Origin of the sequence: Lederbergia wuyishanensis (genome assembly GCF_022900255.1) — a bacterium.
In the GTDB taxonomy this organism is placed as follows: Bacteria; Bacillota; Bacilli; order Bacillales; family Bacillaceae_C; genus Lederbergia; species Lederbergia wuyishanensis.
Genome location: NZ_JALIRM010000015.1, coordinates 81,925 through 103,044, shown reverse-complemented (window position 1 = coordinate 103,044; position 21,120 = coordinate 81,925). Strand labels below are relative to the sequence as shown.

Below are 21,120 nucleotides of genomic sequence, written 5' to 3'. Positions count from 1 at the left end.
ATTTCGTTCGGCATAGTAAGATTTATCTACATAACTACAAATGAAGAGAGGTAGAGGCTTGGAATACTTAACGACTCATTTACTTTTTAATTTAGCCTTATTAATAGTCTTGCTTTTTCTTTGTTTTATGTGGGTAAAACGTTTCAAAGGTTTTCAATATTATAAAAAAACAGCACTCTTTTATTGTATAGCTTCGATTGTATTATGCTTTTTGTTTTCATACAGAATTAGTGACTCAATCGTGCTGGATTTACGAATGGTTCCTTATGTAATTGGTGCACTATATATGAGGTTTAGCCCTATATTAGGTCTGCTCATAATCTTTCTAAGAGCTATCCATGGGATTGATTATGGATTCTATTTTGTATTATGTTACTATGGTTTGTTTGGTATTATATCCTGGTTTATTTCTCCTTGGTTCCTTAGGCAACGTTCTAATCACAGAATATTAATTTCAACTTGTTTTACTATTTTATCAAGTATCAGTCTAATCATTTATTTAGAAGTCTTAGATCAATCCTATCTAATGTTTGATTTTTTTATTGCATTTCTCATCGTTCTCCCTATAGGCGTGGCTATGCTCTCTTTTATTATAGAAATGATAGAAAAATATCATCTACTATACCAACAAGTATTAAAAACCGAAAAATTAGAAGCTGTTGAACAGATGGGGGCTGCGATTTCTCATGAAATACTGAATCCATTGACTTCAGCAATTGGATTTACGCAGTTATTAGATGAAGAGTCCGTGGAATCCAGAAAGAAAATACAATATCTTTCGATTATTAAAGGAGAGTTAGAAGCCGCTGAACAAGTCATAAAGGACTATTTAACTTTTTCTAAACCGCAAATTGAATCAGTTGAAAAACTTAATGTTAATGAAGAATTATTTCGTCTTTTAAAATTTCTTGAACCTTTAGCAAACATAAATTCCGTCAAATTATTAACTAAATTCTCTGCAAAGGTTTACCTAGATGGTGACCGACAAAAATTTCAACAATGCTTCATCAATATTTTGCGAAATGTGATAGAATCATTGCCAAATGGCGGGGATGTATTAATAGAAACTGAATGTACACAAAAAAATATATTCATTATTATAAAAGACTCCGGCCTTGGCATGAGTAAGAGTAGCTTAAAACGACTAGGAGAACCGTACTATTTAACTAATGGAAAAAAAGGGACTGGCCTAGGGATTATGGTTGCATATAGTATTGTTAGAGCTATGGGAGGAACAATTGATGTAAAAAGTGAGATTGGAATTGGCACGACATTTAGGTTTTCATTTAATCGCATTACATAAATTCTAGATATAACAAGATTGTATATCTCTTTCACAAAAAGTAGAAATGCCTAAATTGTCCAACCAGGAGAGATTGCCTAGTGGAAATAACTTTACATTTCTTTTTCAACTTATCCCTAATAATCATAGTGCTCTTTTTTTGTATGCTATGGATAGGAATGTCTAATAAACTACAGTCATTTAAAAATACAGCTATTGCATTTTCTATTGTTTCAATAATTGTATGTTTTATTTTTAATTATCGCTTGTTTGAAGAATTCGTAATTGACTTACGCATTATTCCTATTATGGTTGGCGGACTCTATGCGGGAATTGGACCAATTGTTGGACTTTTAACAATTATTCTAAGAGGATTGTATGGATTCAATATAGGGTATTTCGCTACAAGTATTTTTATAATAGTAATATCATTAATATTTTGGCGAATATTCCCATGGTTTTTAAAGCTTTCCGCACGACAACGAATTATTTTTTTTACAGGAATGACATTCATTGTCAGCTTCTTTCCTCCCTTATTCATGGATATTTATCAAAAAGACAATCTCGGTTTTGATATTTATTTTGCCTATCTTTTACTGCAGCCTATTGGAGCATTAATTATTTCAATAACCATTGAAATCACTTGTAAAACTGTTAAACTCCATCAACATCTAGTAAAAGCTGAGCGATTAGAAGTGGTAGAGAAAATGGCAGCTGCTATATCTCATGAAATACGGAATCCCCTAACTTCCGCGATAGGCTTTGTTCAACTTATGCAAGACGAGACAATTTCAAAAGATAAGAGTGATCAATATCTCTCTATATTAAAGAGTGAGTTATTTTCTGCCGAAAAAGTCATTCGGAACTTTTTAACACTATCAAAACCCGAATTACCAACGGTTGAAACATTAAATGTAAATTCAGAACTACAATTTGTCATTAATAAACTACAACCAGCTGCAACCAGGAGTCTAGTAAGCATTCAAACAAAATGGACAGAGTCAGTTTGGATTCATGGAGATCGACAAAGCTTTCATCAATGCTTTATAAATATTATTAAAAATTCTATTGAAGCGATGGAAAATGGCGGGACAGTCACTGTTGAAGTTGAATCCACCTCTACAAATATAGATATACGTGTTCAAGATACAGGGAAAGGCATGACACAAGAGCAAATTGAACATTTAGGCGAACCTTATTATTCCACAAAAGGAGAAATGGGTACAGGTCTAGGGGTTATGGTTGCTTTTAATATAGTACGAGCCATGAAAGGTAAAATAAATATTAAAAGTGAAATTGGGAAAGGAACGAGTTTTGAGTTTTCTTTTCCTATTGAAGAACAACAACGTGAAAAAGCCAGCTCCTACAATAACTGAGCTGGCTTTTTCCTTATTTAAATCTAATTAGATAATATTTTTTCTTTCCACGGCGGATAATAGTAAATTGATTTCCAATTCGATCTTCATCACCGAGACTATATTGAAGATCAGTCACTCTATCACCATTAATAGAAATTGCACCAGATTGAATGTCTTCTCTTGCCTGACGTTTAGAAGAAGAAATTTTTGCTGCGACTAAAACCTCGACTAGATTCAAATCATCTCCAGTTTGATGTTCATGAGATGGGACGTCCTTAAATCCTTGCTCAATTTCATCAACATTTAATGATTTTACATTGCCACTAAAAAGAGCTTCAGTAATTCGAATGGCTTGCTCTAACGCAGTATCACCGTGAATTAGTCGAGTCATTTCTTCGGCAAGTGCTCGCTGTGCTTTCCTTAAATGCGGTTCTTCTTTAACTGCAATTTCAAGTTCTTCAATTGCTTCTTTATCCAAGAATGTAAAAAATTTCAAGTATTTCACGACATCTGCATCTGCTGTATTAATCCAGAATTGATAAAATTCATATGAAGTCGTCTTTTTAGGATCAAGCCAAATAGCTCCACCTTCAGTTTTTCCAAACTTCGTACCATCTGCTTTTGTCACGAGTGGAATGGTCATACCATACGCTTTTGCTCCTTCACCCGCCATTTTACGAATCATCTCTAGACCTGTCGTAATATTCCCCCATTGGTCACTTCCACCAATTTGCATTTTACAATCCAAGTTTTGATAGAGTTTGAAAAAGTCAATCGCTTGAAGTATCGTATAAGAAAACTCCGTAAATGATATTCCTGTATCCAGTCGTGAAGCGACAGTATCTTTCGCAAGCATATAGTTAACACCGATATTTTTACCAAAATCCCTCAAAAACGTAATGAGGTCCATCGAACCGGCCCAATCAAAATTATTCGTCATAACGGCAGCATTTTCACCGTCAAAATCGAATATTTGTTCAAGCTGCTTCTTAATTCCTTGAACGTTTTTCTCAACCTGTTCAATTGTTTGTAATTGGCGCTCTTCTTTCTTTCCACTTGGATCCCCGATCAACCCTGTTGCACCACCAACTAACACGATTGGACGATGACCATGCTTTTGAAAACGTCTAAGTGTTAAAAATGGTAACAAATGTCCGATATGCATACTGTCCGCAGTAGGATCCACACCGCAATACAATGAAATTTTCTCTTTTTTTAATGTATCTTCCATGCCTACAGCATCTGTTTCTTGATATATGATTCCACGCCATCTTAAGTCATCTAATAATTGACTCATTGTTTATTCACCACTTCCTCTAAAAATTAAAAACGCCCCTTCGTAAAAAACGAAGGGACGACTATTTACCGTGTTACCACCCAACTTAGGATATATTAATTTCCATATCCTCACTTAATTACATTAACGATTATTAACCGTTTGCCACTACTCTTTTTCACGGCAAAAGCTCAAGGAGGTAATTCATCATACTGTTTGTGCCAGTTTTCACCACCCACCGGCTCTCTAATAAACAGGGACAGCTGATTACTTATTCCTATCAACGCTTATCACTATTGAAATGTATACTTAATATATCGTATTTTAAACATATTTCCATAATAATGTCAATGTAGACGCGGAATTTGTTCCAATTTTACATACCAAACCATTCAATTATGCTATAATAGGAATGATTTTGGGGGGATTAACACTTATGACAAATCGCGAAAATAGAGGCAAAGAACGAATGAATAAGCTCGCTTCCGCTATTAATTTTAAAAATATCGGTAAGGGAGTCCGCATCACATACGGTGTCGTTTGGAATTTACTGCTTCTGCTTTTAATCGTCATCATGATTGGCGGTGCTTTTGCCGGAGGAGTTGGAGCTGGTTATTTTGCAGCTCTCGTAAAGGACGAAAAAGTACGCGCTGAAGCTTCAATGGTCAAAGATATTCATCAATATGAAGAAACGTCAACTTTATATTTTGCTAATAATGTCCCACTTGGAAAACTCCGCTCGGATATTGATCGGGAAGAAGTCAGCATTAAGAACGTGTCGGAATATTTAAAGAAAGCTGTTGTTGCTACAGAAGACGAATATTTTTATGAGCATAAAGGTGTTGTTCCGAAAGCATTATTCCGTGCCGTGTTTCAGGAGTTTACAAACTCTTCGGTACAATCTGGGGGAAGTACACTTACACAGCAGCTTATAAAAAACCAAATTTTAACAAATGAAGTATCCTTTGATCGTAAAGCAAAAGAAGTTCTCCTTGCTCTACGAATTGAAAGATTCCTAGATAAGGACCAAATTTTAGAGGCATACTTAAATGTATCTACTTTTGGGCGGAATTCTTCAGGACAAAACATTGGTGGAGTGCAAGCTGCTGCTAAAGGTATATTTGGAATTGAAGCAAAAGATCTAAATTTACCTCAAGCTGCGTTTATAGCAGGATTGCCACAAAGTCCATTCGGATATACTCCTTTTACAAATAAAGGTGAACTTAAAAGCCCTGAAGGACTTGAACCAGGTTTGAATCGTATGAAGACCGTTCTAAGTAGGATGAAAAAAGAGAATTATATTACGGATAAAGAATATAAAGACGCCTTAAAATACGATATTACGAAGGATTTTATTCCAAGACAACCAAGAACATTTGAGGAATATCCTGCACTTACATTTGAACTGGAAGAAAGAGCAGTCAACGTATTAACTGAGGTATTAGCGAATAAAGACGGGTATTCTAAGGACGAATTGAAAAAGGACAATAAATTATTCGGCAAATATTGGACTCTCGCCAATCGAGATATACGTCAAAATGGGTATAATATTCATTCTACTATCAATAAAGACATATATGATATTCAGCAAAAAGTAAAAGATGAATATCAAAATTATGGTCCGACGTACAAGATGGAAGTTAAAAACGAAGAAACTGGTGAGATGGAAACAGTAGATGATCCTGTTCAAATTGGTTCTATATTGATTGAAAATAAAACGGGAAAAATATTAAGTTTTGTCGGTGGACGCGATTATAATTTGAACCCATATAACCATGCCACACAAGCTAAACGACAAAATGGGTCGACCATGAAACCATTACTCGTTTATGCACCAGCTTATGAACTGGGTGCGAGTGCCCCGGGAGCTATTGTTGCAGACCTGCCATATAATATTCCGGCTGGTGGTAAGACGTGGACACCTCATAACTTCACAAGAAATAAATTTTATGGATTAGTTTCAACTAGATATGCTTTAGCAAAGTCATATAACGCATCTGCAGTTGCCACGTATATGAAAATTATCGATCAAAAACCATTGAAATTCTTAGAGAAAATGGGCTTTACAAGTTTAGATCCGAGGGATTACGCCGCTCCTGCCCTAGCACTTGGGGGACTAACAGTTGGTGTTACCGTAGAAGAAAATACAAATGCTTATACTACTTTTGCAAACGGTGGTAAGTTTATTGACGGTTACATGATTGAAAAAATTACCGACCAGAAAGGTAATATCATATACGAGCATAAATCAGAACCGGTCGATGTATTTAGTCCCCAAACCGCTTATTTAATGACAGATGTAATGCGGGACGTTTTGAAATACGGTACAGCTGCTGGCTTACCCCCTATGTTGAAATTTAAAGCAGATTGGGCAGGTAAAACAGGAACTTCCAACGAATCTAAAGATTCTTGGCTCGTAGTTTCAAATCCAAATGTGACAATGGGAACGTGGATGGGATACAAATCAAACAAACCTCAGAGTCAAGGATATGACTTTAGAAACTATCGAATCTGGGCTAACTTAATGAATGCCGCCTATGATGCAGCTCCAGACATTGTTAAGCCAAAAGATAATAAACGATTCGAAATGCCAGGTGGAATCGTCAATCGCTCTTATTGTGCAGTATCTGGTATGCTGCCATCAGAGGCATGTTCTAAAGCTGGGCTCATTCAAGCAGATATTTTCAACGCAAAATATGTTCCTTCAAAAACAGATGATAGCTTAGGTGCTGGTGGTCGTTATGTTTTAGCTGGAGATAAAAAATATGCTGCACTGCCATCGACTCCAGAAGAATTTACAAAGCAAGGCTTAGTTATTAATCCTGAGTTCCTAAAACGAATAACAATGGGATATGTGAAAGACTTCTCTCAACTTATTCCAAAGGATAACTCAAAATGGAAAGATCTCTTAGTTGCCGACGATAAGCTGAATGATGATGGAAAGGCTCCTGCAGGCGTTAACGCTTCCTACTCTGATGGAACGATCAAATGGGGTGCATCTTCTAGTAAAGATGTAATTGGGTATCGTATTTATTCAGAGGAAGGTAAAAAGATTGCCTCCATCATGACCGATGCAGAACTATCACATAAAGTTGGAGACGGAATGTTTTACGTCGTTGCAGTCGATATTGCAGGCAGAGAATCAAAACCATCCGAGAAAATTGGTAATGGTGATGAGCTGAAGAAAAAAGAAGAAGAAGAGAAAAAGAAATTAGAGGAAGAGCAAAAGAAAGCTGAAGAGCAGAAGAAGAAAGAGGAAGAACAAAAGAAAAAAGAAGAAGAGAAAAAGAAACAAGAGGAAGAAAAGAAAAAGGCTGAAGAGCAAAAAAAGAAAGAAGAAGAACAGAAAAAGAAGGATGAAGAAAACAAAAAAAATAACGGTGGTAATAACACTGGAGAAGAAAATTCATAATAGGAAAGCCGGGCCAATGCCCGGTTTTTTTGTGTGATTATTATCAATCAGTACTGAAATTTTTATATTAGCGATTTGTCCTAACTCTATTAAAATTGATTTACTAAAATCGAATGAGTTCAGGCTCAAGCGACAGTATAATTATCGAGAATAATAAAAATCAGAAGTCCCGTACCATTACTATAGATGGTACGGGACTTTTAATTAGTCTTCCATTGTAGATAAGTCACCTGTTGGCAAGTTTAGCTCCCAAGCTTTTAGGACTCGGCGCATTATTTTTCCACTGCGTGTTTTTGGAAGTTTATCTCGGAATTCAATTTCGCGAGGTGCAGCATGTGCAGCAAGACCTTTTTTCACGAATTGTTTAATATCTTCAGCAAGTTCTTCTGAAGGCTCCTGACCATCAAGCAACGCAATAAATGCTTTGATGATTTCACCACGAACTGGATCAGGTTTTCCGATAACACCTGCTTCCGCTACTGCAGGATGCTCAAGTAGCTTACTTTCTACTTCAAACGGACCTACACGTTCTCCAGAAGTCATGATGACGTCATCTACTCTTCCTTGGAAGAAGAAATAGCCATCCTCATCCATATAGGCTGAGTCTCCAGATACATACCAATCACCAGTTAGGAAATATGAATTATACTTTTCTTTATTATTCCAAATTTCGTGCATCATGGATGGCCAGCCTTTTTTAATAGCTAAATTACCCATTCTATTGGCCGGTAAGACGTTTCCTTGATCGTCTACAATCGCAGCTTCCACTCCTGGAATTGGTTTTCCCATGGAACCTGGTTTGATTTCGATGCATGGATAGTTTCCGATTAACATTGCACCCGTTTCTGTCATCCACCAAGTGTCGTGAATACGTTTGTTGAACACTTTCATTCCCCAACGGATTACTTCAGGATTTAGTGGTTCCCCTACACTTAGAATATGGCGTAATTCTGATAAATCAAATTGTTTTACATGCTCATCCCCTGCACTCATTAACATCCTAAAGGCAGTTGGAGCACTATACCATACAGTTACTCCGTAATCTTCCAATGTTTGATACCAATTTTCAGGTTTAAAGCGTCCTCCAACAATTACATTTGTGGTTCCTGTTAACCAAGGTCCGAAGATACCATAAGATGTTCCTGTTACCCATCCTGGATCTGCTGTACACCAGTAAATATCTTCTTCTTGTAAATCTAATATCCAGCGAGCCGTTTGGTACTGTTGAATCATTGCATTATGAACATGAAGAACACCTTTTGGACGACCTGTAGAGCCAGATGTGTAATGAAGGATCATTCCATCATTACGGTCAACCCACTCTATTTCAAGATTTTTATCAGCAGCTTTTAAACGCTTATTAAAATCAATAAAAGGTCCTTCCTCTTCAATTCCATCACCTACTAGGAATATATGTTTCAATGAAGGCAATTCATCGACTGGAACCCTTTTTAATAATTCCGGTGTCGTGACAAGAACTTTAGCCTCACTATCTTCTAATCTATCTTTTACCGCTCCCTCCATGAATGCTTCAAAAAGTGGTCCAACAATTGCACCGAGCTTAATCGCTCCAAGGATAGCAAAATATAGTTCAGGAGATCTAGGCATAAAAATAAATACTCTATCGCCTTTTTCAACATTTCCATACGTCTTTAGAACGTTTCCTGCTTTATTCGTCCATTTTTTCATATCATTAAACGTATATTTTTCGTCTCTTACACCATCGCGGTAATATAGCGCAACCTTATTTTTGCGGAACGTCTCCGTATGACGATCTATTGCTTCATAGGCCATATTTACACGGCCAGTTTCATACCATGAAAAGTTTTTCTCTGCTTCAGACCAATTAAAATTTGCATACATTTCATCGTAATTCTGTAAATTGTATTTACCTTCGATGACTGGCAACGCTTCCAACTTCATGTGCACAACTCCCCTTTAGTGTCTAGAATCACGTTTTATATTATAATATAAAGAACTATTATTCTCAAATTTTTTTACAATTTTTTGAACATATTTTTAATTTCTATTTACAGCTATAATATGAATACAAGCACTTTAGGAGGGGTTTTGTGGAGCATAAAAAAACATATAATGCGATGGAATTAAAGACGAAGAATGGCAATTTGCTCATTGAAGGACCTATATCTGCAGATCAGCTCAGTAAACTAGAGTTTCATGAAGACCTAGTTGCTTTCCGTCCAGCAAAACAGCAACACGAAGCGTTAATAGGTATTGCAGATCTCCCAGAAGGAAGAATTATTATTGCCAGATATGAAAATGAAGTCGTAGGTTACGTGACATATCTTTACCCTGACCCTTTGGAAAGATGGTCTCAGGGGAATATGGTGAATTTAATAGAGCTAGGAGCAATAGAAGTCATTCCAAAGTATAGAGGATCTGGGGTTGGAAAAGGACTTTTACACGTATCCATGATGGATGATGCAATGGAAGATTATATTATCATCACAACGGAATATTATTGGCATTGGGATTTAAAAGGTACTGGTTTGGATGTGTGGGAATACAGAAAAATAATGGAGAAAATGATGAATTCGGGGGGATTGGAATGGTATGCCACTGACGATCCAGAAATTACATCGCACCCCGCTAATTGTTTGATGGTTAGAGTTGGTGCAAGAGTTGATACAGAATCCCTTCAGCAGTTTGATAGTATTCGTTTTGTAAATCGCTTTATGTATTAATATTCTATTCAAAAAGGAGTGAAAAGATTGATAGTAGAACAAATTATGACGAAAGATGTCATTACATTATCGCCCGAAGATTCAATTAGAACCGCCATCCATCTCATGCGTGAAAAAAACATAAGGCATCTTCCCCTATTAAATAGTGAAAAGAAAATGATCGGTCTAGTAACTGACAGAGATATTAAAAGTGCTACTCCCGTATTTTCCGAAAGTGATAAATTACATGAACAACTCGAAATGCCACTCTCAACTATTATGACTACAAATATTATTACTGGTCATCCACTTGATTTTGTAGAGGAAGTAGCCGTTATTTTTTATGATCATAAAATTGGCTGTCTACCGATTTTACAAAATGGAGAATTAGTAGGTATTATAACTGGGACAGATTTATTACATACATTGGTTGAATTAACTGGTGCTAATAAGCCCGGTTCACAAATAGAAGTGAAAGTTGAAAATCGCCCAGGAGTGCTGCATGAAGTAACGGGTATTTTTCAGAAGTTCAAAGTGAATGTCCATAGTGTCCTTGTCTATCCCGCTCAAGATAATGAAAACGCTAAAATCCTTGTTTTTCGGGTGGCTACAATGAATCCGCTTTTAGTGATTGAGAACTTAAAAAAAGAAGGACTTCAAGTGATGTGGCCAAATTCGCCAGGGATGAAAGCATGAAAAAAGATTCAGTATTCATTTACTCTGACTCATTATTGTCTTATCGATTTTCGGAACATCATCCATTTAATCAGCATCGATTAACATTAACCTTAGATTTATTAAATGAACTCGGTGCCATTAAAACGGATGATATTATAGTACCGCGAATCGCATCTGACGAAGAACTTCTATTAAATCATGAACCTTCTTATATTGAGGCTGTAAAGCTTGCAAGTGACGGGAATCTTTCAAAAGAAAAGGCGGAAAATTTTGGTTTAGGTACGGAAGATACTCCAATTTTTAAAGGGATGCATATGGCGAGTGCACAACTTGTTGGAGGAACATTAACAGCGGTTGATTATGTTTTACAAGGTAAGGCTGATCACGCTCTTCATCTTGGCGGAGGCCTGCACCATGGTTTTCCAGGAAAAGCTTCTGGTTTCTGCGTCTACAATGACAGTGCCGTTGCGATTAAATATATTTTAGAAAAATACAAGGCACGAGTTTTATATATAGATACTGATGCTCATCACGGAGATGGGGTGCAAAGCTCTTTTTATGATGATAATACTGTCTGCACACTTTCAATACATGAAACTGGAAGATATTTATTTCCCGGAACAGGAAGTGTAAATGAATGGGGACAAGGAAGTGGATATGGATATTCTTTTAACATCCCTCTCGATGCTTTTACTGAAGACGATTCATTTATTGAATCTTATAAAACTGCTCTCATGGATATTGCGGAATATTTTCAGCCCGATGTGATGGTGACACAAAATGGAGCAGATGCCCATTATTTTGATCCTTTAACCCACCTATCCACTTCTATTGCGACTTATAGGGCAATCCCGAAATTGGCCCATGAAATCGCACATAAATACTGTGGTGGAAGATGGATTGCAGTTGGAGGTGGTGGCTATGATATTTGGCGAGTCGTTCCACGAGCGTGGTCACTTATATGGCTAGAGATGATAGGATGGAGTGAAATATCCGGACCACTACCGGAAAATTGGGTTCATCGGTGGCAACCGAAAGCCCCTTTCCAATTGATTGACCAATGGGAAGATCCAATTGACATGTACGAACCCATACCTCGGAAAAAGGATATAGAAGAGAAAAATAAACAAACCGTTGACCGCGCACTTTATATTGTTAGGCAGCAACTTCAAAGAAACAAACAAAAAAACGGGCAAGAATAAAGCCCGTTTTTTTAACATCTTTATTTAAATATATTTTTTAGTGTATACACTGCTGGCCAATTATAAAAGCATAAACGGACCCGTATCATACAAGGTCCGCACTTTTATTGACTATTCTTTTATTATTGTACTTTTTTTGTAGTTCCTCTATATTCGATTCGATGAGGAAGTACAACGATTTGTTCGTCTACTGTTTCTTTATTCATAAGTTTAGTCAATAATCTCATTGCAACTGCGCCAATATCGTATAACGGCTGAACAACGGATGAGAGTTGTGGACGCACCATAAGAGTTAACCTTGTATCATCGGAAGAAATAACTTCTAAATCATTTGGAATCGTTAATCCTTCATCTTGTGCACCGTGCATAATTCCTAGTGCTAATTCATCATGACCCGTTACAACAGCTGTTGGCCTGTCTGACAATTGGCTAAGTTTCGTCCAAGCTTCAAGCCCAGAATCATAGGAATCATCGCCTTCTACTACATAATCCTCATTGTATTCTAATCCAGCTTTTTCTAGGGCTTCCTTATAGCCAACTAGTTTTTGATCTCTATTAATTGAGTCATTTAACGAACCAATAGCATAAGCGATTTTTTTATGCCCTTCATTAATAAATGCTGTAACAGCATCAAATGAAGCTTGATGATAATCTATATTAACAGATGGTGTGGTTCCAGTTTCTTCGATAGAGCCAGCAAGAACAATCGGAACAGGAGAACGCTTGAATTCATTTTGTAATTCTTCACTAATATTTCCGCCCATAAATACGATTCCGTCCACTTGCTTACCGAGCATTGTATTAAGTAAATGTAATTCTTTATTTAAATTTTGGTCAGAATTACTTAAGATAATATTATACTTATACATAGTTGCGATATCTTCAATTCCACGAGCTAATTCTCCGTAGAATATACTAGAGATATCCGGTATGATTACACCGACCGTAGTTGTTTTCTTACTAGCAAGACCCCTTGCTACAGCATTTGGTCTATATTCTAATCTTTCGATTACTTCTAATACCTTTTTTCTAGTAGTTGGCTTTACATTTGGATTACCATTAACTACCCTAGAAACAGTAGCCATGGAAACATTTGCTTCTCTTGCAACATCATATATTGTTACATTCATCGACAACTCACACTCCTCAATTACTTCTTTCGACAAAACGATCCAGAACCGTTTATTAATACTTCAATAATCATACGATATGAAACCTCTTACCTGCAAATCATTTCCCTTATTTGTGAATAAATTTTCATATTTTATCATACCTTTTCCAAAATATACCCTTTTTCGATAAAAAATATTAGTTTTTCTTTATATTAGACTGTAAAACCTTAGTAGCTATCCTTCTTTTTAGCCTAAAGTTATGATACATTTTAAATTAGCTACATATTTGCATATTTTCTGGAAGGTGAAATTCCGTGCAAGGCGAAAAAATTTTTGCATTAGATATTGGTACCCGTTCTGTTGTCGGCCTCATTATTGAAGAGAACAGAGAACAATATAAAGTTTTAGATTTAGTTGTAAAAGAGCATCAAGCAAGAGCTATGGTTGACGGGCAGATTCACGATATACAAGCAGTTGCTCACGTGATAAAAGAAGTTAAGGAACAGTTAGAAATTAAATATGGAAAACTTTCTAAAGTTTGTGTTGCTGCTGCCGGAAGATCTTTAAAAACTGAGCGCGCAAAATCTGTCATAAATATAAAAGGCAAGCCGATAATTAATCAAGAGGATATCCTCTATCTCGAGCTAGCAGCCGTCCAAAATGCACAAGCAGTGGCTGCAGAACGGCAATCTATCGAAAAAATGAATACCTATTATTGTGTAGGATACTCCGTTCTTCATTATTTTATAGATAATCAGCTCATAGGAAATTTAATTGATCAACAAGGTGATGAAGCATCAGTAGAAATTATTGCTACATTCTTACCTCGGGTTGTAGTTGATTCCTTAATTAAGGCTTTACAAAGAGCTGAATTGGAGCTCGATGCACTAACATTAGAGCCAATTGCAGCTATTAATGTACTCGTACCAGTATCCATGCGAAGGCTAAATGTGGCTCTTGTCGATATCGGAGCAGGAACTTCTGATATCGCTATTACTAATACGGGAACAGTTGTCGCATACGGTATGGTCCCAACAGCTGGAGACGAAATAACGGAAGCTATAAGCGATCAGCTTCTTCTTGATTTTCCCGAAGCAGAGCAGGCAAAAAGAGAACTTTGGGAACAAGACTCTATTATCGTCCATGATATTCTCGGATTTGAAAATGAAATATCAAAAGCTGATGTCATTGCTCAAATATCACCGGCTATTGATAAGCTTTCAAGAGAGATAGGTATGGAAATTAGAGAATTAAATAATGGGCAATCTCCAAAAGCTGTTATGCTTGTCGGAGGCGGCAGCAAAACCCCTGAGCTACCAAAAAGATTAGCTGAGATGTTACATTTGCCTGAAAATAGAGTGGCTATAAGAGGAGCAGAAGCGATTCAAGGACTAACTTTTGCAGATCACATTCCTGGTGGGCCTGAAAATATAACTCCGATCGGAATTGCAATTTCCGCTAGAAAATCACCTATTCAATATGTAACTGTAACAGTGAATGAACAAACTACTCGTATGTTCGAAGTGAAAGACTTAACAGTTGCAGATTGCATTCTTGCATCTGGAATCATGATCAATAAGCTTTATGGAAAACCGGGGATGGCAATAATTGTAACAATGAATGGTCAACAAGTTACAATCCCAGGCTCTTATGGAGAACCTCCCATTCTATTAAAAAATGAGAAAGAATGCAGTTTAGAAGACTCTATAAAAAATGGGGATGTCATTGTCGCTAAAAAAGGTGCAGATGGCGAACAATCCCACATTAGAATTAGAGATTTAATCGATGATGTTCCTACTAAACACGCAATTATTAATGGAAAGCCCCATCATATCCCAATTATTATTAGTAAAAATGGGAAAAGAGCGTCACTTAATGATAATATCAGCGATCGTGATGAAATAATAGTTCATATACCGAGAACAATCTCAGAACTACTCTCCACTTTAAAAATGATAGAATTATTTAATGTACTTCAACCTTTTATATTATTTATTAATGGAAAAGAATCATTTATTCCAAGTTTTACAGGTGAAATTTTGCTAAATGGGAAAAAAGCAAATGAAAATGAACCCTTACCAGTAATGATTGATTTAAACATTAGAAGGAAACTGCTCCCTACTATAACTAATCTTGCTTCTTCTATGGGGAATTTACTAAAACGTTCAATTACAGTATTTTTTAATCATAAGCGAATAACCGTTACAAAAGCAGTAGTGGAATATAAACGTAATGGAGAGAATATAAATCCAGATGATGAATTATTTTCCGGAGACCATATTGAATGGAACGAAACGAGTGAATCGAACTTTATTTTTCAAGATATCTTCAATTTCGTCGATGTAAATAAACCTGAAAATGCATCTGGAAATTTTTCAATATTAATAAATAACGAAGAAGCTACCTTCTATTCACAAATCCATAATGGTGATCATTTAGAAATAATATGGCCAACTTTAATCGATAAAAAATAAACAGGCAGTCGAGCTGCCTGTTTATTCTTATTCATTCATAGAATTATTAATTTTATCTGCCATTTCTTTCGTTTTTTCAGTCATAGTATCTGTTGAATCTTTTGATAGCGCTTGGACTTCGTCTATGTTTCCATGAGCCTGATCTGCCATAGTGTCAGTAGCTTCATGAACAGTCTCTCTCCATTCATCTGTCATATCTTTCGCATTTTCTGTAAGTTGGTCAGTTACTCCATTCGCTGTGCTTCGGAATTGGTCAGCTTTATCTTTCACTACTTCTACTACATTGCTACCCTTTTCCATTGCTGCTTGGCGAAGTTGATCAGTTTTTTCCATTGCTGTTGAAGTGAGCTCCGAGCTTTTATCCATTACGGTTTCTTTCCATTCACCGGATTTTTCTTTTATAGCTTCCATCTGGCTATTAATGTCACCGCGAAGTTCTTTTCCGGACTTTGGTGCCATTAACAAAGCCGTAACAGCCCCAACGATACTTCCTACAATAATTCCTGCCATGAAATTACCAGTGGTATTTTGATCGTTACTCATGTTATCATCCTCCATCGTAATAATTTTAGCTTTTACTACGCTCAAGTCGACTAGTTTGGACTTCTACCTCAGAATCATATGGCTTGTGATCGTGACGTCTACTATTCTTCTCGCCAAACCATTTATCTTTTAACTCCTTAGCGACTGCACCCCATTGCACGACTTGTGCAACCTTATCCTGGTTCCTAACCATTACTGATGAAATTGATGTTGTAACTCTTCTAAGCGAGTCATTCATATCTTGTATCGTATTCCCTACATCTTTGACAGCGTGAACAACCGTGTCCAATTTCTCCACCTTACCTTGAATATCATCGGCAAGCACATTTGTTTTATGTAGCAGCATAGTAGTTTCCCCAGTTACCCCTTTAAGCTGCGATTCAAGTCCATCCAGCGTATGCGAAACACTTTCAAGAGTTTCTTTCATCGCTTTTAAAGTTTTTATTAAGCTTATCACTAAAATAAAAAAGGCAATCGCAATTAATGCTACACTTAAATATAATATAATCTGCATATATGCAGCACCTCCTAATGTACAATTCACTTTACCCTTGTTCAACTATCCTTAAACAGATAATTGTATATTCGTTGTAAAAGTGGCGTTTCCCTTCTAATTCATAAAATATGTAATATTATGGTTCACTTATTCAATATGTACTATTCATAAAAAAAGCGAGGGGTTGACCCAAAGTCTTGCTAAAACAAGGCTAGAAGGGCAACCCCTTTTAAATTCATGATAGATCACTGAGCTTTTTTCAGCTGCTGTTGTAGTAAGCCTTCATAGGCTGATTGAAATTTTTGAATATCTCCCGCACCCATAAAGAGTAAGACTGAGTTGTTTAACATTAAAAGAGGAGAAGTATCTTCTTCATGTAAAATTTCCGCTCCGTCAATTTTCGCTTTTAAATCATTAATACTTAATTTCCCATGATTTTCGCGGGCAGATCCGAAAATTTCACATAAATATACTTTATCCGCTTCCCCTAAACTCTCACCAAATTCCTGTAAAAACGTTTGGGTTCTTGTAAATGTATGTGGTTGAAATACAGCAACAATTTGGCTAGTAGGATATTTTTGGCGAGCAGCATTAATGGTCGCTTTTATTTCAACGGGATGATGAGCATAGTCATCAACTAATATTTGATTACCAACAACTTTTTCTGTAAAGCGGCGTTTTACTCCACCAAATGTCTTCAAATAGCTTTGTAGTATTTCTACATTAATTTCCTCATAATGACATAATGCAATCACTGATAAAGCATTTAAAACATTATGATCACCAAAAGTAGGAATTTCAAACGAAGCATAAAAATGATTACGAACAAACACATCAAATTTTGTACCGCTAGTAGACTTTTGAAGATTTCTTGCTTGGAAGTCATTTCCTTCCCCGAAGCCATAAAATATTACTGGTACCTCTGCTTGAATTTTTTGTAATTGGTCGTCATCTCCATAAGCAACTATAGCTTTATTTACTTGCATTGCTAGTTGCTGAAAAGCTGAATATACATCGTCAATATTAGAAAAATAATCAGGATGATCAAAATCAATATTAGTCATAATAGCGTAATCTGGATAATAGGAAAGAAAATGCCGACGATATTCACATGCTTCAAAAACAAAGTATTCCGAGTTTTTAACACCACTTCCAGTTCCGTCACCAATTAGAAATGAGGTTGGTTTTGCACCGCCTATGACATGAGAAAGCAACCCCGTTGTTGAAGTCTTACCATGTGATCCGGTAACAGCAATACTAGTGAATTTCTTCATAAATTCACCTAGAAATGCATGGTATCTTATTACGGGAATCCCTTGACTTAAGGCTTCATCAATTTCTTCATGTGTATCAGGAAAAGCGTTTCCGGCTATTACCGTCATGCCACTTTTAATATTTTCGCGCTGAAATGGCAATATTTTTATTTTTGAGTCTTCAAGTGCCGCTTGAGTAAAAAAGTATTTTCCCACATCCGAGCCTTGCACATTATATCCCATATCGTGCAGGATTTGTGCAAGTGCGCTCATTCCTGAGCCCTTAATACCTACGAAATGGTATACAGTCATATTTGAACCTCCAACAATCGTCTGTCTATTTGCATCATATGATGACTAACTAAATTTTGCTCAAGTCGCTTTTTAATCCTTGCCATTATTATTAACGGCAAAAAGATTAGTATGTAAAAGCTGAAGCAGAATTATTATGTTTTTCTATTTAGCCATTATAACATTGATTATGTTTATTGACCATTTGTCATCTAAGAATTACATACATGGCCAAAATTAAGAATAACATTAAATACAGCGTTATTCTAGAGAATTTTTTAATGCTATTAGCTCGCGCTCATTGATTAAAACATCTCTCGGCTTGCTTCCTTTCGCTTCCGAGATAATACCTTGTTGTTCCATCATTAATATTAACCTGGCAGCACGATTATAACCGATTCGAAACTGTCTTTGCAGAAGAGACGTAGAGGCACTTCCTTGGTTAACGACAAAATCACATGATTCTACAAACAGCTCATCCTCATCTTCCTGTACTTGTGCTTTTTTTAATAGTTCTTCCTGTTCAAACAAATAATTCGGTATTCCTTGAGTACGTACAAATTCCACTACATGATCAATTTCTTGATCGGATACAAAAGTACCTTGAAGTCTAACAGGTTTCGATGAACCACTTCCTAAAAAGAGCATATCTCCTCTACCGAGTAATTTTTCTGCACCACTAATATCGATTATCGTACGGGAATCAACTTGTGACGAAACAGAAAATGCAATTCTCGTTGGTACATTTGCTTTAATTAATCCAGTAATTACATCTACAGAAGGGCGCTGAGTTGCTATAATTAAATGAATTCCGCAGGCCCTTGCTTTTTGAGCAATTCGACAGATAGATTCTTCGACATCTGTTGGTGCCATCATCATTAAGTCAGCAAGCTCATCAATCACAACGACTATATATGGAAGCTTGTCACTATATCTTCCGCTTTCTGTTGCCAATTCATTAAAGCGACCAATATCCCTTACAGTCGCATGAGCAAACAATTCATAACGCCGTTCCATTTCATCAACTGCCCATTTTAATGCAGCAGTTGCAGCCTTAACGTCGGTAATAACAGGACTCACTAAATGTGGGATATGGTTGTAAGGAGCAAGTTCAACCATTTTTGGATCAATCAATAATAACTTAAGTTCTTCGGGTTTCGCTTTGTATAGCAAGCTAACTAAGATTGAGTTAATACATACACTTTTCCCTGAACCTGTTGCCCCAGCGATTAATCCGTGCGGCATCCTTCTTAAGTCCGTAACGACAGGGACCCCAGAAATATCGAGACCGAGTACTGCAGTAAGTGGCGATTCATTTTGTACAAATGCATTACTTCCTATTATTTCACTAATTTGTACAGGTCGACTTTCGTGATTTGGAATTTCTATTCCGATCGAACGTTTCCCTGGTATTGGCGCCTCAATTCGTATGTCTTTAGCTGCCATGCTTAATTTTATATCATCGCTAAGATTCGTAATCTTACTTACTTTTACTCCCCGTTCTGGCTGAACTTCAAACCTTGTAACAGCCGGTCCTTGGCTTACGTTAACAACATGTGCATTGACATTAAAGTTTTTTAGCGTTTCACTTAGCAGTTCCTTTTGTTCCTCCAGCCACTGTCTGTTTTCTGACTTCAAGATAGGTGGTTGAAGTAGACTTAATGATGGAAAATTGTATTTTGTTTTAGATGTAATGTCTTCTTGAACTGCCGTAGCCGTTTCGGCTTTTGCAATTTGTGTTTGTTCCGGCATTTTAGTTTTTGTACTCAAATTTAATTGTCTTTGTTGCCATTTTTCTTTGTCTTTTTTTAACATTAATACATTAAAAGGTAAATGTGACCTTTGCTTGGTGTTTTCTTGTTGATAACGATCAGATTCTAAAATAGGTTCTTCATCTAATTGAGGCTTATTTATATCTTCGATTTCATCTGAAAATTTGCGGACTTTTTCACCTAATTCTTCATTTTCGCTTACAAACCCATGGTCTTCCGCTTCAAACTCATCGTTTTCGCTTAAATATTCATGGTCCTCAGTATCCAACTCATCATTTTCACTTAAATATTCATCTTCTTCTGTTTCCAACTCATCATTTTCACTTAAATATTCATCTTCCTCTGTTTCTAACTCATTATTTTCGCTTAAATATACCTCGTCTTCTGTTTCTAACTCATTATTTTCGCTTAAATATACCTCGTCTTCTGTTTCTAACTCATTATTTTCGCTTAAATATACCTCGTCTTCTGTTTCTAACTCATTAATCTCGCCTAAATCTACGTCGTCTTCTGACTCAAATTCATTGCTGTCAATTAAAAAAACATAGTCTTCCTTAACAGACTCACTATTTTCCAAAGAAAAATTATCTTCTTCTAAGTCAAAAACCCCTGCAAAATCCTCAATGATAGGCTCTTCCTTATTTTCTTCAAAATGAAGTTCAAGTTTGTCATCATTTGTTACTATAAAAGAATCCTTTAATTCGTATTCTAAATCCTGTTTCTCCGGTCGATCAAATCCATAGATTGGAGATGGAATTTTAGTTGCACGAAAAGGCTGCTTCATAATCGGTTCAACTTTTCTACTCTCCACTTTCTCCAATTTTTTTTCATTTACTTCTCTACTTCCTCTTTGTTCCGTAACTCTTTCTTCCTGCTTAACAATCTTTTGAGAATGAAGTTCACGCTGCTTTCGCACGATACGTGTTGGCTCATTCTTACTATTTTGATTTTGTGAATTCTTTTCAGCATAAGTGCGATCTTGTTTTTTATCTCTTCTCCGTGGAGGATCCTCTATTAATGGAAAGCGAAACTGCCCTTTCGGATATTGATACATCATTCTGGTGTCCATTTCTGTATGTTGGACGATATGTTTAGATTCAAGTATTTGTTCTTTTTCTATTTCTTCCATTGTTAATTTAGAAAATAATTTTTTAAACCAGGACATCTTATCCCTCTATTCTTCATTCTGTATAAATCCGGTCTTTTTACCAAGTACCGTCATAGCTGTCATTTATTCATTATAACAAAAAACGAGGATAAAAATTGAGTCAAATGGAACATTATAAA

At 36.3% G+C, this 21,120-nt stretch carries 14 protein-coding genes and 1 other annotated feature; of the genes, 7 read left to right on the top strand and 7 right to left on the bottom strand.

The window, feature by feature from the left end; translation table 11 throughout:
* Positions 1-58: 58 nt before the first annotated feature.
* Both MT489_RS19285 and MT489_RS22370 read left to right on the top strand, forming a co-directional pair.
* Positions 59-1,303 (top strand): sensor histidine kinase, encoded by a 1,245-nt coding sequence (locus MT489_RS19285; RefSeq protein WP_244683189.1) that lies wholly within the window; start codon positions 59-61, stop codon positions 1,301-1,303.
* An 80-nt stretch (positions 1,304-1,383) separates the two neighbouring features.
* On the top strand, positions 1,384-2,658 hold the full coding sequence (locus MT489_RS22370) for a sensor histidine kinase (protein WP_244683188.1): 1,275 nt from the start codon (positions 1,384-1,386) through the stop codon (positions 2,656-2,658).
* Positions 2,659-2,671: 13 nt separating this feature from the next.
* On the opposite strand, the gene tyrS is transcribed toward MT489_RS22370, so the two are convergent.
* Positions 2,672-3,937: a tyrosine--tRNA ligase gene (tyrS, locus tag MT489_RS19275; protein WP_244683187.1), complete on the bottom strand. Its 1,266-nt coding sequence runs from the start codon at positions 3,935-3,937 to the stop codon at positions 2,672-2,674.
* A gap of 50 nt (positions 3,938-3,987) precedes the next feature.
* Positions 3,988-4,209, bottom strand: a binding site (T-box leader).
* A 143-nt stretch (positions 4,210-4,352) separates the two neighbouring features.
* On the opposite strand from tyrS, the gene MT489_RS19270 reads away from it, so the two are divergent.
* Entirely contained in the window at positions 4,353-7,328 is a 2,976-nt protein-coding gene (locus MT489_RS19270; protein ID WP_244683186.1) for a transglycosylase domain-containing protein, read from the top strand.
* A gap of 204 nt (positions 7,329-7,532) precedes the next feature.
* Here MT489_RS19270 and acsA read toward each other — a convergent pair whose 3' ends face one another.
* Positions 7,533-9,251 (bottom strand): acetate--CoA ligase, encoded by a 1,719-nt coding sequence (acsA, locus tag MT489_RS19265; RefSeq protein ID WP_244683185.1) that lies wholly within the window; start codon positions 9,249-9,251, stop codon positions 7,533-7,535.
* 149 nt (positions 9,252-9,400) lie between these two features.
* Here acsA and MT489_RS19260 point away from each other — a divergent pair, with 149 nt between their 5' ends.
* From MT489_RS19260 to MT489_RS19250, 3 genes are read left to right on the top strand one after another with little or no spacing between them, the layout of a single operon-like run.
* The gene (locus tag MT489_RS19260; protein WP_244683184.1) at positions 9,401-10,033 is read left to right on the top strand and encodes a GNAT family N-acetyltransferase; all 633 of its coding nucleotides are present in this window, start codon (positions 9,401-9,403) and stop codon (positions 10,031-10,033) included.
* 27 nt (positions 10,034-10,060) lie between these two features.
* Entirely contained in the window at positions 10,061-10,708 is a 648-nt protein-coding gene (locus tag MT489_RS19255; RefSeq protein ID WP_244683183.1) for an acetoin utilization AcuB family protein, read from the top strand.
* The gene (locus tag MT489_RS19250) at positions 10,705-11,892 is read left to right on the top strand and encodes an acetoin utilization protein AcuC (RefSeq protein WP_244683182.1); all 1,188 of its coding nucleotides are present in this window, start codon (positions 10,705-10,707) and stop codon (positions 11,890-11,892) included. Before MT489_RS19255 ends, MT489_RS19250 begins: the two co-directional genes overlap by 4 nt.
* Positions 11,893-12,014: 122 nt before the next feature.
* Here the strand turns inward: MT489_RS19250 and ccpA are convergent, their stop codons facing one another.
* Positions 12,015-13,022, bottom strand: coding sequence for a catabolite control protein A (gene ccpA / locus MT489_RS19245; protein ID WP_244683181.1), 1,008 nt, complete (start codon positions 13,020-13,022; stop codon positions 12,015-12,017).
* Between the two features lie 296 nt (positions 13,023-13,318).
* Here ccpA and MT489_RS19240 point away from each other — a divergent pair, with 296 nt between their 5' ends.
* Entirely contained in the window at positions 13,319-15,478 is a 2,160-nt protein-coding gene (locus tag MT489_RS19240; protein ID WP_244683180.1) for a cell division protein FtsA, read from the top strand.
* 27 nt (positions 15,479-15,505) lie between these two features.
* On the opposite strand, the gene MT489_RS19235 is transcribed toward MT489_RS19240, so the two are convergent.
* The 4 genes from MT489_RS19235 to MT489_RS19220 form a co-directional block, all read right to left on the bottom strand.
* Positions 15,506-16,021, bottom strand: coding sequence for a YtxH domain-containing protein (locus MT489_RS19235; RefSeq protein WP_244683179.1), 516 nt, complete (start codon positions 16,019-16,021; stop codon positions 15,506-15,508).
* 25 nt (positions 16,022-16,046) lie between these two features.
* Entirely contained in the window at positions 16,047-16,535 is a 489-nt protein-coding gene (locus MT489_RS19230; protein ID WP_244683178.1) for a DUF948 domain-containing protein, read from the bottom strand.
* Positions 16,536-16,762: 227 nt separating this feature from the next.
* Positions 16,763-18,082: a UDP-N-acetylmuramate--L-alanine ligase gene (murC, locus tag MT489_RS19225; protein WP_244683177.1), complete on the bottom strand. Its 1,320-nt coding sequence runs from the start codon at positions 18,080-18,082 to the stop codon at positions 16,763-16,765.
* A gap of 240 nt (positions 18,083-18,322) precedes the next feature.
* Positions 18,323-20,998, bottom strand: coding sequence for a DNA translocase FtsK (locus MT489_RS19220; protein ID WP_244683176.1), 2,676 nt, complete (start codon positions 20,996-20,998; stop codon positions 18,323-18,325).
* Positions 20,999-21,120: the final 122 nt, after the last annotated feature.

What these genes read in the sequence shown, in the direction of transcription:
- tyrS (WP_244683187.1), bottom strand. Translation starts at nt 3,937, where the DNA reads ATGAGTCAATTATTAGATGACTTAAGATGGCGTGGAATCATATATCAA.
- MT489_RS19270 (WP_244683186.1), top strand. Translation starts at nt 4,353, where the DNA reads ATGACAAATCGCGAAAATAGAGGCAAAGAACGAATGAATAAGCTCGCT.
- acsA (WP_244683185.1), bottom strand. Translation starts at nt 9,251, where the DNA reads ATGAAGTTGGAAGCGTTGCCAGTCATCGAAGGTAAATACAATTTACAG.
- MT489_RS19250 (WP_244683182.1), top strand. Translation starts at nt 10,705, where the DNA reads ATGAAAAAAGATTCAGTATTCATTTACTCTGACTCATTATTGTCTTAT.
- ccpA (WP_244683181.1), bottom strand. Translation starts at nt 13,022, where the DNA reads ATGAATGTAACAATATATGATGTTGCAAGAGAAGCAAATGTTTCCATG.
- MT489_RS19235 (WP_244683179.1), bottom strand. Translation starts at nt 16,021, where the DNA reads ATGAGTAACGATCAAAATACCACTGGTAATTTCATGGCAGGAATTATT.
- MT489_RS19230 (WP_244683178.1), bottom strand. Translation starts at nt 16,535, where the DNA reads ATGCAGATTATATTATATTTAAGTGTAGCATTAATTGCGATTGCCTTT.
- murC (WP_244683177.1), bottom strand. Translation starts at nt 18,082, where the DNA reads ATGACTGTATACCATTTCGTAGGTATTAAGGGCTCAGGAATGAGCGCA.
- MT489_RS19220 (WP_244683176.1), bottom strand. Translation starts at nt 20,998, where the DNA reads ATGTCCTGGTTTAAAAAATTATTTTCTAAATTAACAATGGAAGAAATA.